The 15,497-nt window shown below is 48.8% G+C and carries 14 protein-coding genes; 6 read left to right on the forward strand and 8 right to left on the reverse strand.

Going from position 1 to position 15,497, the window contains the following annotated elements:
- Positions 1–54: 54 nt before the first annotated feature.
- Positions 55–921, reverse strand: coding sequence for a RimK family alpha-L-glutamate ligase (locus tag FJ444_RS19215; RefSeq protein WP_140961175.1), 867 nt, complete (start codon positions 919–921; stop codon positions 55–57).
- Positions 922–925: 4 nt separating this feature from the next.
- Positions 926–1,447 carry a DUF1439 domain-containing protein gene (locus FJ444_RS19220; protein WP_181405238.1) on the reverse strand — a complete coding sequence of 174 codons (522 nt, stop codon included), beginning with the start codon at positions 1,445–1,447 and terminating at the stop codon, positions 926–928.
- A 116-nt stretch (positions 1,448–1,563) separates the two neighbouring features.
- Here FJ444_RS19220 and FJ444_RS19225 point away from each other — a divergent pair, with 116 nt between their 5' ends.
- From FJ444_RS19225 to FJ444_RS19240, 4 genes are all read left to right on the forward strand, one after another.
- Positions 1,564–2,442, forward strand: coding sequence for a mechanosensitive ion channel family protein (locus FJ444_RS19225; protein WP_140961178.1), 879 nt, complete (start codon positions 1,564–1,566; stop codon positions 2,440–2,442).
- A complete protein-coding gene (locus FJ444_RS19230) occupies positions 2,439–3,410 on the forward strand; it encodes a zinc transporter ZntB (protein ID WP_140961180.1) in 972 nt (323 codons plus the stop codon). The genes FJ444_RS19225 and FJ444_RS19230 overlap by 4 nt, the downstream gene beginning before the upstream one ends.
- A gap of 253 nt (positions 3,411–3,663) precedes the next feature.
- Positions 3,664–5,142, forward strand: coding sequence for a methyl-accepting chemotaxis protein (locus FJ444_RS19235; RefSeq protein ID WP_140961182.1), 1,479 nt, complete (start codon positions 3,664–3,666; stop codon positions 5,140–5,142).
- The gene (locus FJ444_RS19240) at positions 5,142–5,669 is read left to right on the forward strand and encodes a DUF6436 domain-containing protein (RefSeq protein ID WP_140961184.1); all 528 of its coding nucleotides are present in this window, start codon (positions 5,142–5,144) and stop codon (positions 5,667–5,669) included. Before FJ444_RS19235 ends, FJ444_RS19240 begins: the two co-directional genes overlap by 1 nt.
- A 29-nt stretch (positions 5,670–5,698) precedes the next feature.
- On the opposite strand, the gene FJ444_RS19245 is transcribed toward FJ444_RS19240, so the two are convergent.
- Positions 5,699–6,619, reverse strand: a complete 921-nt coding sequence (locus tag FJ444_RS19245) for a LysR family transcriptional regulator (protein ID WP_140961186.1) — start codon at positions 6,617–6,619, stop codon at positions 5,699–5,701.
- A gap of 124 nt (positions 6,620–6,743) precedes the next feature.
- On the opposite strand from FJ444_RS19245, the gene FJ444_RS19250 reads away from it, so the two are divergent.
- Positions 6,744–7,619, forward strand: a complete 876-nt coding sequence (locus FJ444_RS19250) for an SDR family oxidoreductase (protein WP_140961188.1) — start codon at positions 6,744–6,746, stop codon at positions 7,617–7,619.
- A 25-nt stretch (positions 7,620–7,644) separates the two neighbouring features.
- Here FJ444_RS19250 and FJ444_RS19255 read toward each other — a convergent pair whose 3' ends face one another.
- Positions 7,645–8,193 carry a YaeQ family protein gene (locus FJ444_RS19255; protein WP_140961190.1) on the reverse strand — a complete coding sequence of 183 codons (549 nt, stop codon included), beginning with the start codon at positions 8,191–8,193 and terminating at the stop codon, positions 7,645–7,647.
- Between the two features lie 255 nt (positions 8,194–8,448).
- Here FJ444_RS19255 and FJ444_RS19260 point away from each other — a divergent pair, with 255 nt between their 5' ends.
- Positions 8,449–8,733: a hypothetical protein gene (locus tag FJ444_RS19260; protein WP_140961192.1), complete on the forward strand. Its 285-nt coding sequence runs from the start codon at positions 8,449–8,451 to the stop codon at positions 8,731–8,733.
- Between the two features lie 13 nt (positions 8,734–8,746).
- Here the strand turns inward: FJ444_RS19260 and FJ444_RS19265 are convergent, their stop codons facing one another.
- The 4 genes from FJ444_RS19265 to FJ444_RS19280 form a co-directional block, all read right to left on the reverse strand.
- Positions 8,747–9,679 (reverse strand): histone deacetylase family protein, encoded by a 933-nt coding sequence (locus FJ444_RS19265; RefSeq protein ID WP_140961194.1) that lies wholly within the window; start codon positions 9,677–9,679, stop codon positions 8,747–8,749.
- The gene (locus FJ444_RS19270) at positions 9,676–11,532 is read right to left on the reverse strand and encodes a bifunctional acetyl-CoA hydrolase/transferase family protein/GNAT family N-acetyltransferase (protein ID WP_140961196.1); all 1,857 of its coding nucleotides are present in this window, start codon (positions 11,530–11,532) and stop codon (positions 9,676–9,678) included. The genes FJ444_RS19265 and FJ444_RS19270 overlap by 4 nt, the downstream gene beginning before the upstream one ends.
- Positions 11,533–11,672: 140 nt before the next feature.
- Positions 11,673–12,113: a biotin/lipoyl-containing protein gene (locus FJ444_RS19275; protein ID WP_140961198.1), complete on the reverse strand. Its 441-nt coding sequence runs from the start codon at positions 12,111–12,113 to the stop codon at positions 11,673–11,675.
- A gap of 271 nt (positions 12,114–12,384) precedes the next feature.
- Positions 12,385–15,492: an efflux RND transporter permease subunit gene (locus tag FJ444_RS19280; RefSeq protein WP_140961200.1), complete on the reverse strand. Its 3,108-nt coding sequence runs from the start codon at positions 15,490–15,492 to the stop codon at positions 12,385–12,387.
- Positions 15,493–15,497 lie beyond the last annotated feature (5 nt).

Here is a 15,497-nt window from a genome sequence, read left to right on the forward strand (position 1 = left end):
CACCAACTGCATCGAGGCATACCAAGGTATGCCTCGATTATTATTAGTAACCTGCTATTTATCTTCCGCGTATCGTAAGTAAGCGTCTACAAACTTTTGCGGCGAGGTATCGTCCAGATTAAAGTAGAGCGAAGGTTCAATCAGTTCCAGTTCAATAATGCACCACTTGCCCTGATGCTGCAGCAAGTCCACTCTGGCATACAAATACCCGGTTGGCATGGCACTCAATGCCTGCTCAGCACTCGCAATCACCGCCTGTTCAGGCGTGATCACTGCAAGTGTGCCACCGTGTTCTTCCTGTACCCTGAAGTCGCCTTGTTTGGGCGTTTTTAGAATCGCATGGCTCAATTCACCGGCAAAATAAAACAGCGACACTTCACCTTGCTCTACAACACTCGTTACGAATGGCTGAACCATAGCTGGACGCTTTGAAAACACCTGTGCCAGTTGCGCTTGCCTGAGATCCAGATCAGCGCGGCTAAGGCGGAATGTATCGTCTGCATTTGCACTGATACAAGGCTTTATAACAATCTCATCACAGCCAAACGCTTCGAAGGCATTAACGAGTGTCTCATGGTGATAGTCATCCAGCCACAAGGTAGGCAGTACGGCGACATCGGCACTGGCTAATTCGCGTAAATAACGTTTATCTACATTCCACTGCATCAGCGATAGCGGATTCATCAACCGTGTTTGTGAGTCGATTTGTTCAAGACACGCCATAAAGGCTTGCGGCGCTTGCTGATAATCCCAGGGGCTGCGAACGATCACCGCCTCATAACCGCTGTAGTCTTGTTCTGAGTTGCGCCAGGAGACCGTTTCGACCTGATATCCAACCTGACCGAAAGGGGTAATGAGCAAGTCATCATAAACAAAGAAATCGTCGAGGCTGTCCATCGACAAAAAGGCAATTTTCTTCATAGGGCTAAATTTCAATTAACAGGCCGTTTGGCGTAATCTCAACGCGCTTGGGTTGGCGAATTCCCCAGGCAGACAAATCGAGCTGGTCAAAGTCCAGCAGCAATATCAGCGGGAAACGCTTGCCTTCCATGCGCTTTACACTGCTCAACAACGATTCCGGTACCAGGTTGGGATTATCTTCCCAATACAATTTTTCCAAAACCGGTTCTTTGATTTGTACCTGAGATGACTCTGCGTCATAAAAAAGTTGCCCCGACAGCGTGGCATTGGCTCTTAATTGCAGTGTGCCGCGCTCTGCCAGTACGGTTACGTTTACACTGATTTCATCGTTCGACCGGCCCAGCTCAATCCGCGGGTTAGAGAAAGTGAATATAGTGTCTTCGTAAATACGGGTTTGCGGAAATACCGCAGACACCATTGAATTCAGCTGAGTTTCAGACAGAGTTAAGGTAAACGCATTAGCCTGATTCACTCCGGCTGCGGCCCACAACCACAATATTACAACGCCAGCAAAGATGTACTTCATAAACAAATAGACACCAGTAAATTTGCCGCATACTAACATAATTTTGTATAAAAGAATTGCCCCGCTTTAGGGTGCGCCTTTATTATGTGACGCAAATTCTAACAACGGTTTTACCCATGCAAACTTTTGAACAAGTTAAAAACTTTCTGTCTACGGAGTTATTTACCCTGTTCGACGTTACGTTTACGGCAGGCGACTTAATTATTGTCCCCCTGCTTTACGTAGTGGGCATCTGGGCTATCGGTAAACTGGCCCACCTTGCCACCTACAGGTTAAGAAAAACAGGGGCGAGCCCCGACACCATTCATTTATTTAAGCGGTTATTTTACATACTGGCCATGGCCATTCTGGTGATCACGTCACTGGATTTAATGAATGTACCGTTAACCGCCTTTGCATTTTTATCAGGCGCGGTAGCAATTGGTGTAGGCTTTGGTGCCCAGAACATTATTAACAACTTTATCTCCGGCTGGATATTAATGTGGGAGCGGCCTATTCGCATTGGCGACGTACTGGAAGTCGATAACGCCAGGGGTGTGGTTGAAGCCATTAACACCCGCTCCACCCGCATTCGTCGAGTGGATGGGGTACACATGCTGATCCCTAACAGCAAGCTGTTGGAAAACACCGTAATCAACTGGACCCTCATCGACTTACTTACCCGCACTACGGTTAAAGTAGGTGTGGCTTATGGCTCAGACTGTCGCCTGGTTGCGAAATTAATTGAGCAGGCGGTACTTGAACAAACTGAGATTCTACCCGAACCAAAACCCATCGTTATTTTTGATGATTTTGGTGACAACGCGTTAATTTTTGAGGTGTATTTTTGGATAAATGCCACTGCAGAACGGGATTTACGCAAAATCCGCAGCGATATTCGCTTCACAATTGATGCCTTGTTTAATCAACACAATATCGTGATTGCCTATCCTCAGCGCGATGTCCATTTGGACGGCACGCTACAGTTAGTAAAAGCCCCCGAGGATAAAGCATGACCAACACAGAGCCAGCCTTTTTGTGGGCTTATGATATAAGCAAAACGGGCCAGATTAACGCAATCAGTGAAGCAGAATTACACGCGCCAATTGCAGAAAGCAGCTACCGCTGGGTGCACCTTCAATCTGATGAACCCGATACTGAACAGGTATTAAGTGCACTTGCACTGCCCTCATCGGTAGCCGACAGCCTGATGACGCTGAAAACCCGCCCCAGAGTAATTCCGCTTAAAGAAGGCGCACTCATATTTTTGCGCGGCATTAACGTTAATCAGGGGGCAGACGCCGATGACATGGTTTCACTGCGTCTGTGGCTTACGCCAAACCTGATCGTGACGGCGCGGCGTCACAATCGCAGAGTGATGAGTGTGCAAGATACCCGGGCCATGTTAGAAAGTGGCGAAGCACCGGCTGGTACGGCGGAACTCCTGATTGCACTCCTCACCCGTTTGGCCGACCGCATTCACGACAAACTTGAAGAGATCGATGAGCAACTTGGACAGTATGAGATTGCGGATTCACTGAACAAGCAGGACCGTCAGCAACTTGCTATGTTGCGTCGTCAAACGGCTAACATTCGTCGTCACCTGGCTCCCCAGCGCGATGCGCTGGACACCCTGATTCGGCTACCCAACCTTATCCACGACACTTTACTGTTTGAGTTGCGCGACCAGGCCGACCGGATGACACGTTATGTGGAAGACTTAGACCTCGCCCGTGAACGCTCAATTGTATTACAGGACGAATTACGCAACCAAATTGCCGACCAACAGGGCATTCGCATGTACTTGCTGTCGATGATCACGGCGATCTTCCTGCCGTTATCATTTTTAACTGGCGTATTTGGTATGAACGTAGCGGGATTGCCCGGCACAGAAACACCTGATGCGTTTAACACCTTAATGATGTCAATGGGCGGCATTGCCGTGGTAATGCTGATAGCCATGCTCTGGAAACGCTGGCTGTAGTTGTAATTTCACCATCATACTGGGGCCTGCCGCGCCCCACGTATTAAACTTTTAGCCAATCGACTGATCTTTTCTTTTATTTAATAATTACTTATCTGCTTTATTACCTTCGTGTTCAGTTAGAAAGTTTCTTTAACCATTGATAGCAATCAAACCAAATTTTTGGAATGTGAACTATCCTTTACAAATTAACTGGCGCGTTATAAATGCTGTCCTACACTTAGCGTGTAAAAGGCAAATTGGAGTGAGTTGTATGTTCGCATGGGTGAAAGAAGGCCATCAAATATTCCGGGTTATTTTGATTGTTCAGTGGGTTATTGCTGTAATAATTGGATTAATCACTGGCGAACTGATGATTGCATTTTGGCTGGGTATTCCTATTATCGCACTGCCACTCTTTTTGAGTTACAGCAATCCGGAATCAGAAATGAGCGGTCACGCCGTGGGGATTGGTGTGCAGTTAATGACCGCACTTCACATCCATCAGGCATTCGGACTCATTGAGATCCATTTTGAAATATTTGTGCTGCTGGCCATGCTCGCCTATTTCCGCAACTGGCGAATTATTGCAACGTCAACTGCTACAGTAGCCGTTCATCATATAGCCTTTTTCTTTATGCAGTCGGGTGGCGCGGGCGTATTCATTTTTGAAGCAAACCACATTAGCTTCTCGATTTTACTGCTGCATGCCGCCTTTGCGCTGGCAGAAGGCTTAACGTTAATGTACATGACCAAGCGCAGCCACGAAGATGGTGTGGGTGGCGCCTTACTTGAATCTGCGATTGCAGAGATTATTCGTGACAAAAACAGCCTGAACCTTGCGGTGAAAATCGACAAATCCGTACCGGTTATGCGAACTTTCGATGAATTATTGGGTGCAATACGGCAGCTGGTAAGGGATGCATCCAAGCTGGCTGATGATGTTGCGGACACCAGTGTGTTTATGCAGAATGCGACGCGTGAACTGAGTCATCACGCTCAGCAAAGTCAGCATGAAATTGGCAGTATTTCCGCGGCGTCTGAAGAAATTGCAGTCACCATGCAGGACACGTCAGAGCGCACCAATGCCGCGAACGACATTACCCAGGAAGCAAAATCCAATACATCAGAATCACGCGCTTCTGTAGAGGGCACCAAAAAGACAATCAGTTCGTTACGCGACAGACTAAACAGTGCAGCCAAAACCAATCAGGAACTCAACGAGCGCTGCGCCAACATTTCCGATGCCATGCGGTCGATCACCGCAGTAGCCGACCAAACCAACCTGCTGGCACTGAATGCGGCTATTGAATCTGCCCGCGCTGGAGAGCACGGCAGAGGCTTTGCGGTGGTGGCAGACGAAGTTCGCACCCTGGCAATCCGCTCGAAAGAAAGTGCCGATGAAATCACCACCATCACTGAGCAACTGGTTTCCAGTACCGCCTCGTCGGTAACGCAAATGAAGCTGTGTATTGAATTGGTTGATGAAGCCGTAGGTGCATCAGATCGCGCAGCCAGCCATATGCAGGGCATTGAGGCGAAAATCCAGGAAGCATCCAACAACATGATGGAAGTTGCTACCTCGGCGGTTGAACAGGAAACGGCCTCATCGTCAATTGCTTCCAGCACGGCCAAAATTTACGAGCTGGCATCACATGAAGCGCGCACCGCCGCTGAGCTTGAGCAAAAATCCAAGGCACTGGCAAGCTTGTGCCAAAACCTGCAATCCATGGTTAGACGCTTCGTAGTGTAATGAACAGCCGGATTGTAGTTATTCTGATTGGACTATGGGCAACCTCAATAATGGTTGCCCTGTTAATGGCTAACGGGAATCAACTAAAAGACTTCGACCCGGACCTCACCCTGGCGCAGGCTGCCAGCAAACAACATTTTGATGAGTCCTTTGCAGATATCCTGCAGGACGCAGGTATCGGACACGGTACTGTTGTGCATTTCACTGCCAATACCCGCTGTTTTTGCAACCAACTGAGCGAATCACATCAACTGGAAATATCAAACTCACTTGCCAATAGTGGCTATGGTTTTAGTACAGTTTCAATTAGCGAACACCCTGCCATTGGCAATGTAATAAACCATTTTCCGGCTCTGGCTGTTATCGATAAACTCGGAAAGTTACGTTATCTTGGCCCTTATGCAACGGGGTTGGGCTGTTTTACCGGTAACAATCTGGTGGCTGATATTGCCCGTATCGCCACCTCGGAACAATACCTCGGCGCAACGGTGAACACCGAAGCCCGCGGCTGTTTTTGTGCGGCGTAAACACTATTCTGCTGCGTAGAGAAATCACATTAAATAAACGTATCTGCCTGTAACATCGACATTTTATTCACTAAATAATCTACCAACACCCGTACTTTTGCCGGTAATTGACGGCCATGTGCAAATACCGCATGTATGGGTAACCCCGCCGGTTCCAGCGGATATTGTGATAGTAATGCTACCAGTTGATTGTTCACTAATGCGTCTTTTACTGCCCACTCCGGCACCATAACTACGCCAACAGAATCTATCGCAAGTGCTCGCAATAACGACACGCTATTGGCCTGAACGTTACCCTCTACATTTACGGATAGGATATTATTGCCCTCTTTGAACGTCCAAATTCGTCGGCCAGCTCTTACTTTAAACGACAAGCAATTGTGCTCTTCCAACGCTGTGGGATGATGAATACTCCCGTTCCTGGCCAGGTATTCCGGGCTTGCACATACTACCGATTGTCCTTCACCCAGTTTTCTGGCATTCAAGCTGGAATCTTCCAAATGCCCCAATCGAATAGCCAGATCCATTTCACCCGCAACGAGATCCACCAGATCGCTACTCATATGAATTTGGACAGAAATATCAGGGTACAATCTCAGGAACTCCGCCAATAAGGGTGCCAAACAAACCGTCGCAAAATCGGCTTCCGCTGAGAGCTTAACAACGCCGGATGGACGTTTCGAAAGCTGACTGAGCATGTGTTTTGTTGTGTCTATTTCCGATAACACTTTCTCTGCATGCCGAAAATATAGCTGTCCGCCTTCAGTAAGTCGCTGAGTTCGGGTGGTTCGCTGGAACAGCAAAATACCTAACTCTGCTTCAAGCTGCGACATCTGCCTTGAAACGCCTGATGGCGTGCTTCCCAGCGTTCGGGCTGCAGCAGAAAAGCTACCGTCTCTCACCACCCGCACAAACACTTGCATGGCCGAAAATTCATTTATCTTTGACATTTCCTCACAAATCCTTTGACCGAATACCTATTTTTCCCATTCTGCGCACAAATCATAATGCAATCAACCAAACACATTACCCGTTCTTTGTGTTTGCATTTTTCAACAAACAAGGAAACATCACATGACTAAAGTTGTTTTAATCACAGGTACATCAACTGGCTTTGGGCGCGATACCGCCAACACACTGGCTAAGGAAGGCTTTGCTGTTTTTGCTGCAATGCGCGACATTACCGGTAAAAATAAGCAGCATGCTGACTCACTGCGAAATAGTGGTATTCAGGTAGTAGAACTGGATGTAACCAATGTGCATTCGGTTAATCAAGCGGTTGATGAAGTACTTCGTCAGGCTGGGCGTATTGATGTACTTATCAATAATGCGGGGGTGGCCTATGCAGGCGTGTCCGAAGCGTTTACAGATGAACAGGTTCAGCAACTTTTCGACGTTAATGTAATTGGCGTTCACCGGGTCTCGCGCGCAGTTTTACCCATTATGAGAGTCAGGGGAACAGGCTTGATTATTAACATCGGCTCCATACTGGGCCGTGTTACCTTCCCCTTTTTCGGACTTTATGGCGCTACCAAATTCGCCCTGGAAGCCATAACAGATAGCCTTCGATACGAACTGTCACCGCTTGGTATCGACGTAGCTTTGATACAACCAAGCGCTTATCCCACGCAAATGTACGCAAGTGTAAGCCAGCCAAATGACAGCGCACGAGCAAATGACTATGGCCAGGTAGGTGAGATTCCCTCGTCGATGTTTGCCAGCTTTATGGCAATGTTTGCATCAGATAATGCGCCTGACCCACATGATGTTGCAGAATCCATTCTGCAACTGGTTCAAACGCCACATGGTCAACGACCTGATCGAACCGTGGTAGGTGAAGGATTCGGAGCCAACCAGGTAAACGATGCTGTATCCTCGATTCAGTCGGCAACCATTAAAGCACTAGGGTTACAGCAGTTGGAACCTAAACACGCCGCCTCACAAGGCTAAAGCCGCGCCTGAAGCGCTTGGTACTTTACAAGCGCTTCTCTATATTCACTTCCACGCTGGAGGTGACATCGGCTCCTTCTATGGTGAGCCACATTTGACCATCCTGAATGGTGGCCTGAATTTGCATAGAACGCTGCACCGCTTTCACCAACGCTTCGGCCAGTTCATCCGGAACGGTAAACACTGACAGATTTTTCCTGACCTGTAGTTTGGCATGTTCTTTCTTCCACCACATATCAAAACTGTTATCGGCATAGGCAAAAATCTGCATCTGCTGACTCTGATTACAGCCCTTTTTGATACGTTGCTCCGACGGCTGGCCCAATTCAATCCATAGCTCAATTTCATCGCTGTAACTCTTTTGCCATAAGTCGGGCACCTCATCATCGGATAGCCCTTTGGTGAACTGTAACCGCTCATGCGCATTGGCAATAAACGCTATGATGCGCAGCATCATTCGCTCATCGTTTTCCGACGGATGACGGGCTATCGTGAGGTTGTGGCTTTGATAGTAGTTGCGATCCATATCCGAAATGGATATGTCAGCTTTAAAGATGGTTGCTTTGAGTGCCATGCAGGGTGTTCCCAGGTTACAGATTACGCCAGCAATACAAGGTAAAAGTTAACCTGTCTCTGGTAAATTTCGTCGGTATGGTAGCAGCTTTTATAGCTTGCCGTCATGGATTGCCGTTATGGATTGCCGTTACGGATTGCAGTCAAAGCTAGCCGTGCATTTTCCGCTGAGTTATTGTAAGTAGCAGCGTACAGTACTTTTAGCCTGTCTGGCTGAATTCAGGTAATCGTTACCTCAGGAACAGTGAGTGTTAGGATGAAGCAGCACAATCGGGTTCAATTAAGCTTTCCCTCCATTATTAAGATATTTGCCATGTATGGCCTGGCTTTGGATGTTGTTTTCATCCTGTTATATCTGCCCACTACGCTAATCGGCTCTGATATCGCGGCATGGGTTGAGTTTACGGGCGCACTGATTTTATGCCCTTTACTATTCTTTCTGGTGGCAACGTTAGGCTACCCGTTTTTTGCACTCATTAACCGCGCCCGTGGCGGTTTGATGTTAACCGTTGTTCGCACACAGGATAAAAGCGGTAATTAACCCTTGTTGCCCGTTAATGGTTCTGCTCATCGCCGTGCAGGCCTTTTATATGCGCCACCACACTGCGTCCCAGTGCACTTAAGTTATAACCACCTTCCAGCATACTCACAATGCGGCCATGACACACTTTGTCGGCGACTTTGCGCAATTGCTGGCTGATCCAGTGGTAATCGTCCTCTCGCAGGCGAAGCTGGCCCATGTGATCTTCCGCATGGGCATCAAAGCCCGCGCTTATCAGGATGAGTTGAGGCTGATAGTTTATTAGCGCATCAAACCAATAACTTACGGCTTTGCGAAAGGCCTCACTGTTTGAACCGGCTTCCAATGGCGCACAGAGAATATTACTGGCAGACACCGGAGAACCGCTATGCGGGTAAAACGGATGCTGGAATGACGAACACATCATGATGCGCCGGTCCCCACCAATGATATGCTCGGTGCCATTGCCGTGATGAACGTCGAAATCCACAATAGCCACCCGCGATAAATCGTATTTTTTTATCGCATAGCGCGCGGCTACCGCAATATTGTTAAACAGGCAGAAGCCCATGGCGTTGTCGTATTCAGCATGGTGACCGGGTGGTCTTACCGCGCAAAATGCCTGTCTGTTGCTGCCTTCCATTACCCAATCCACCGCATCGCAACCTGCACCAGCCGCATACAATGCCGCGCTCAGTGTAATTGGTGTCATACCGGTGTCCTGTTCCAGCCAAATCACGCCGGTTTTGGGTGCGCGCTGAAAAATACTGTCGATATAGTAAGGGTCGTGCGCCAGCGCCAGGTTTTCGCGTTTTACTGGCTTGGCATCGGCGTGCTGACACACCATGTCCAATCCGGATGACAGTAACTGATCGTCGATGGCGTATAAGCGGTCCGGATGCTCGGGATGTTCACCAGAGACATCGTGATGCACGCAGTCTTTACCCCGGAAGATTTTAATAGTCATGCGCTTTCCTCCTGATTGGCGTCCTGTAATGGCAAAGCAAGTTCGACTTCACTCGGATCGCCGCTGAACAATCGCTTAAATCCGTGGTGTTCAAAAATGGCTATCATGGGTTTATTGTCGGCCCGGCAGAAAGCCAGCATTTTGTTAATCTTACGTTTCTGCGCAATATCGATGAGCGTTGTCAGCAGCTTGCTGGCCATGCCCTTCCCCTGCTGGGTTTCCCGGGTCACAAACGCCGCTTCACAGGTATTGTCGTGCTCGTTGTAATAGAACCGGCCAACCGCGTGAATGGTGATACGCGAGCCTTCCTGCCGCACAATACACAAGGCCGCATCAGAGCTTTGATCCACACTCACCAAATTACAGGATTTCTCCCGGGACATTTGTTTAGGGTCGTAGTTGTAACGCAAGCGCAGGGTTTCTTTGGTATGGGAGTAGAAGAATTCCTGCAAGCGTCGCTCATCGGCTGGGTTAAGCGGGCGCAAATAAAACGTTTCGCCATTTACCACCATTTTATGAAGCTGAATAGCACCCAGTTCAGGAATATCCGTGGGGTATTTTTGCTGATAGTGCGGTACCCAATAGTTCTGACGTACCTCGGCGAGTAGCTTGGCCCGGAATTTAGGGTGGGCCACCCGAATAAGCTCAAGGGCACGTTCGCGTATACTTTTACCACGCAACGAAGCAATGCCGTATTCGGTAACAATGTAGTGAACATTGCCGCGGGACGTCACTACACCAGAGCCTTCGGCAATGTGCGGTACAATACGCGACACGGTTTCATTTTTGGCCGTAGAAGGCAACGCAATAATAGGCTTACCGCCCTTGCTCATCGACGCACCGGAAACAAAATCGACCTGCCCACCAATACCACTGTAAAAATCGAAGCCCAGTGAATCGGCCACCACCTGACCGGTTAAATCCACTTCCAGCGCACTGTTAATGGCAATCATGTTGTCATTTTTAGCAATATTGGTGGGCTTGTTTACATAGCTGCTAGGGTAAAACTCGATATGCGGATTGTTGTTCACAAAGTCATAGAGTTTCTGACTTCCCATACAAAAGCTGGTGACGATCTTACCTGGGTGAAAGGTCTTCTTGCGGTTACTGATTGCACCTGCAGCAATCACTTCCATGATGCTATCGGAGAGCATTTCACTGTGGATACCTAAGTCTTTGTGCCGCTCCAGGTATTTCAGGGTCGCGCTGGGAATTTTTCCCACGCCAAATTGCAACGTGGCACCGTCTTCTACTAGCATGGCCACATACTGACCAATCCGTTCGGTAACACTGTCGATGGGCGGTGCTTCGATTGTTTGTAGTGGCTGGTCGGCTTCAATGACGGCTGAAAATTCGCTGATGTGTAGGTAAGAATGCCCAGCTGTTCGCGGCATTTGCGGATTAATCTGCGCAATCACTTTATTGGCATGACGCGCAGCTGACATACAAATATCTACCGACACACCCAACGAACAATAGCCAAATTCATCAGGCGGGCTCACCATTACCAACGCCGCATCCAATGGCAGCGTGCCGTCACTGAATAAGCTCGACATCTCAGACAGGAACACCGGTGTATAATCCGCCCGGCCCTCGTCCACGGCCCGACGCACTTCATCACCATGGATAAAAAAGGTATTTACCTTAAACAGCTGGCGATATTCCTCTTTAGCCCAGCGGTTGTCGCCAAGCGCCAGCATATGCACCAGTTCGATATCGGTGAATGCCTTGCTGTTCGCAATTAAATCGTCAATAAGTGCATAGGGCACGCCTGCGTTCCCGCCTACAAAAACCCGGCAACCGGATTTAATCAGCTGCGACCAGTCTGGTCGCGGGGGCAATACTACTGTCATCGCTGTGCTCCCTGTTCTCGGTATTTCCTAATACCGATTCACCTCAAATTCACTAACAGTAATGATGCCACAGAACGCATTTCAGAACAGATTGAAATGGCGGAATATTGATCTGGTTTAGGGTATTTACTACCAATGGATTAGGTGGCAGGGAAAGAGAGGATGTAACCGATTGCGATGCCGACAACAAGCCCTATCAAGCCACACGTAATATTGCGGCTACCCAACCAGGCGCTGCTTGCTTCGTGCTTTGGCGCAAGGCCCTCTGAATCAACAATAACCGCACTTTCTGCTGATTCAACGTAGTTGATGTCATCCGAAGCTGGTGGATGCTCTGTTGATTCCGTCTCGCGCAAGCTCATTACTAATTGCTCAGATGACACAGGGGCATTTTCTGAAATTTGAATGGTCTCAATAACACCGGCCGATGGCGCGACCACTTCAAGCACAACTTTATCTGTCTCGACGTCAAACAGGTTTTGATTAAACGCAACCACTTGCCCCTCAGTTACGTATAGTTGAGCTACAAAGGCATTTGAAGTATTTTCTGGGAGGTGCGGTACCTTGATATCAATGTTCATAAACCGTCCTTGGATTAAACTCGTTTTCTGCGAAGCGCTTAGTGTCATGCTCGTATCGGAGCTACCCTAATGCACGCGTATTCATGAATAACCATACATTACACCTTTTATCTGGTTGTTTTCCATTGATAATTTAAAACAGGTTTTAAAAGCCGACTCAGGAATACCTGTTGTGTTGGAAAAGGGTTTATGACGTAATACCAATTCACATAGAAGTTTACCCACTAACAAAAAACCCGCTTCAATGAGCGGGCTTTTCACTTTGAAGTGCTTAGTTCTGTTTGGACCTGGAAAATTTGGATATCAACACGTAGAACATAGGTACGAAGAAGATAGCCAGGAAAGTGGCTGCCATCATACCGCCAATTACCGTAATACCAATGGCGTTTTGACTTGCCGCACCCGGACCGTTGGCAATAGCCAGTGGTGTTACCCCCAGTATAAATGCCATGGATGTCATCAGAATTGGACGGAAACGCTGCTTCGCAGCCATCGTTACCGCTTCCATTACCGATTTGCCTTCTTCTTCCTGCAGTACCTTGGCAAACTCCACAATCAGAATGGCGTTTTTCGCCGCCAAACCAATGGTGGTAAGGAAAGCTACCTGCAAATACACATCGTTAGACAGATTAAACAGGTAAGCGGCAACTACCGCACCCAAAATACCCAGTGGCACCACCAGGATCACCGAGAATGGTACCGCCCAGCTTTCGTACAACGCAGCCAGACACAGGAACACGACCAGAATAGAAATGGCGTACAGGAAGCCCGCCTGCGAGCCTGCAGCACGTTCCTCATAAGACAGCCCGGACCACGCAATTTCAAAGCCTTCAGGTAACACCTGCTCTACCAGATTAACCATTTCCTGCATGGCTTCACCTGAACTGATCCCCGGCGCGGCTGACCCTTGCAGGTTTACCGAAGCAACACCATCGAATCGTTCCAGTTGCGGAGAGCCGTAGGTCCATTTGGATGAAGCAAATGCACTAAACGGCACCATGTCACCCGAGCTGTTGCGCAAATACCACTTGTTCAGATCGTCAGGCATCATACGATGCGGCGCATCGGCTTGCAGATACACTTTCTTGATGCGCCCATCGTCAATGAAGTCATTCACGTAGGATGAGCCCCAAGCGATTTGAAGTGTGCTGTTAATGTCACTCAGTGATACACCCAAGGCAGTGGCTTTTTCACTGTCGATGTCGATTTTGTATTCAGGCACATCTTCCAGGCCATTAGGACGAACGCCTACCAGTTTCGGATTTTGTGATGCCGCACCCAGTAACTGATTTCTGGCTTGCATTAATGCTTCGTGTCCGCGACCTGCTACATCCAATAGCTGTAAATCAAAGCCTGAAGCGTTGCCCAGTTCGCGAATGGGTGGCGGGAAGAATGCAAACGCGCTGGCATCGATAATTTGCGCCAGTGCCGGATAAGACCGTCCAGCTACCGCTTCTACGCTAGTGCCGGGCTCGGTGCGCTCAGACCAATCCTTCAGACGAATAAAACCTAACGCTGATGACTGTGCGGAGCCCGCAAAGCTAAAACCGGTCACGGTAAACATGTGTTCAACCAATTTACCTTCGTTATTCAGGAAATGGTCTTCAACCTTGGCAACCGACTCGAGCGTACGCTCCGCACTGGAACCCGCCGGCGTGTTAAGCATCATCATCAGGAAACCCTGATCTTCATTTGGCAGGAATGAACCCGGCAAACGCAGGAAGATCACTGCCATACCCGCTACTAACAGGGCGTAAAGTGCAACAAAGCGCGCCAGGCGATTTGCCATGAAACGGGTAGCCCCCTGATAGCGGTCGCGGCCTTTATTAAACGTGCGGTTGAACCAGCCAAAGAAACCGGTTTTTGCCTCGCCTTCCGCATCAGCAGCGCGCAGGAACGTGGCGCACAGCGACGGCGATAGAATAATCGCAACCAACACCGACAACACCATGGCTGAAACAATGGTAATAGAGAACTGACGATAGATAGCACCAGCAGAACCAGCGAAAAACGCCATAGGAATAAATACCGTAGACAGTACCGCAGCAATCCCAACCAGCGCACTGGTGATCTGACTCATGGACTTTTTAGTGGCTTCTTTGGGGCTTAACCCTTCTTCGTGAATGATACGTTCAACGTTTTCCACTACTACAATGGCATCATCTACCAACAGGCCGATTGCCAGTACCAAACCAAACATGGTGAGTACGTTAATGCTAAAGCCGAACGCATAAAGCACGGCGAAGGTGCCTAACAATACTACCGGCACGGCTATGGTAGGAATTAAGGTTGCACGCCAGTTTTGCAGGAACAGCAGCATTACAAGAAACACCAGTACAATCGCTTCAAGCAGGGTTTGTACTACCGATTTAATCGACAACTCAATGAACGGGCCGCTGTCGATGGGATACACCACTTTTACGCCAGCAGGTAGATTGCTTTTCAGTTCTTCCACCCGGGCTTTTACGCGATCAATTGTATCCAGGGCGTTGGCACCCGAAGCCAGTGACAGCGCCATACCCGCAGCAGGGTGGCGTTTATAACGGGAAATAACGCCGTAGCTTTCTGAGCCCAGTTCAACGCGGGCGACGTCACGCAACCGCACCTGTGAACCATCGGCATTCACACGTAGCAAAATACGCTCAAAATCTGCTTCGGTTTGCAGGCGGGATTGCGCTTGAATAGTCGCGTTTATTTCCTGTCCTGAAATAGCAGGCAAGCCGCCTAATTCACCGGCCGAGACATCGGTGTTTTGTACGGCGATGGCACTTTGCACGTCTTGCGGTGTTAAGTTATAGCTGTACAAACGCTGCGGATCTAACCAAATACGCATGGCTTTTTGCGCACCAAAAGCACGCACACTACCTACCCCGTCTACCCGTGAAATTGGGTCGCGAAACTTAGACAGCAGAATGTCGCCCAGCTCGTACTGATCAATACTGTCGTCTTCAGAATAGAAGCCCACAGCCATCATAAAGCTGTTGTTTGACTTGGTAACCGTTACACCCATTTGCTGCACAGCCGACGGCAACTGCGATACCGCGCCCTGCACTTTGTTTTGGGTTTGCACCTGAGCTATGTCTGGATCGGCTTCCGGTTCAAAGGTTAACGTAATGGTCATACGACCATTGGCACTGCTCGACTGGAAATAGCGCAGGTTATCTATAGCAGTAAGGCGCTGCTCAATAACCTGAGTAACCGCGTTCTCCACCGTTTGTGCAGACGCACCGGGGTATGACGCAGACACGGTTACTGATGGTGGTGCAACCGTAGGGTATTGCTGAATAGGCAAACTGGTAATTGCCATTACCCCAGCCAGCATAGTGATAATAGCAAGTACCCATGCGAAAACCGGGCGATCGATAAAAAATCTAGCCATGAATG

It is taken from the genome of Aestuariibacter sp. GS-14, assembly GCF_006494365.1.
GTDB lineage: Bacteria > Pseudomonadota > Gammaproteobacteria > Enterobacterales > Alteromonadaceae > Alteromonas > Alteromonas mangrovi.

What these genes read in the sequence shown, in the direction of transcription:
- FJ444_RS19220 (WP_181405238.1), bottom strand. Translation starts at nt 1,447, where the DNA reads ATGAAGTACATCTTTGCTGGCGTTGTAATATTGTGGTTGTGGGCCGCA.
- FJ444_RS19250 (WP_140961188.1), top strand. Translation starts at nt 6,744, where the DNA reads ATGACTAAAGTTGTTTTAATCACAGGTACATCAACTGGCTTTGGGCGC.
- FJ444_RS19240 (WP_140961184.1), top strand. Translation starts at nt 5,142, where the DNA reads ATGAACAGCCGGATTGTAGTTATTCTGATTGGACTATGGGCAACCTCA.
- FJ444_RS19225 (WP_140961178.1), top strand. Translation starts at nt 1,564, where the DNA reads ATGCAAACTTTTGAACAAGTTAAAAACTTTCTGTCTACGGAGTTATTT.
- FJ444_RS19235 (WP_140961182.1), top strand. Translation starts at nt 3,664, where the DNA reads ATGTTCGCATGGGTGAAAGAAGGCCATCAAATATTCCGGGTTATTTTG.
- FJ444_RS19270 (WP_140961196.1), bottom strand. Translation starts at nt 11,532, where the DNA reads ATGACAGTAGTATTGCCCCCGCGACCAGACTGGTCGCAGCTGATTAAA.
- FJ444_RS19260 (WP_140961192.1), top strand. Translation starts at nt 8,449, where the DNA reads ATGAAGCAGCACAATCGGGTTCAATTAAGCTTTCCCTCCATTATTAAG.
- FJ444_RS19255 (WP_140961190.1), bottom strand. Translation starts at nt 8,193, where the DNA reads ATGGCACTCAAAGCAACCATCTTTAAAGCTGACATATCCATTTCGGAT.
- FJ444_RS19230 (WP_140961180.1), top strand. Translation starts at nt 2,439, where the DNA reads ATGACCAACACAGAGCCAGCCTTTTTGTGGGCTTATGATATAAGCAAA.
- FJ444_RS19245 (WP_140961186.1), bottom strand. Translation starts at nt 6,619, where the DNA reads ATGTCAAAGATAAATGAATTTTCGGCCATGCAAGTGTTTGTGCGGGTG.
- FJ444_RS19215 (WP_140961175.1), bottom strand. Translation starts at nt 921, where the DNA reads ATGAAGAAAATTGCCTTTTTGTCGATGGACAGCCTCGACGATTTCTTT.
- FJ444_RS19275 (WP_140961198.1), bottom strand. Translation starts at nt 12,113, where the DNA reads ATGAACATTGATATCAAGGTACCGCACCTCCCAGAAAATACTTCAAAT.
- FJ444_RS19265 (WP_140961194.1), bottom strand. Translation starts at nt 9,679, where the DNA reads ATGACTATTAAAATCTTCCGGGGTAAAGACTGCGTGCATCACGATGTC.
- FJ444_RS19280 (WP_140961200.1), bottom strand. Translation starts at nt 15,492, where the DNA reads ATGGCTAGATTTTTTATCGATCGCCCGGTTTTCGCATGGGTACTTGCT.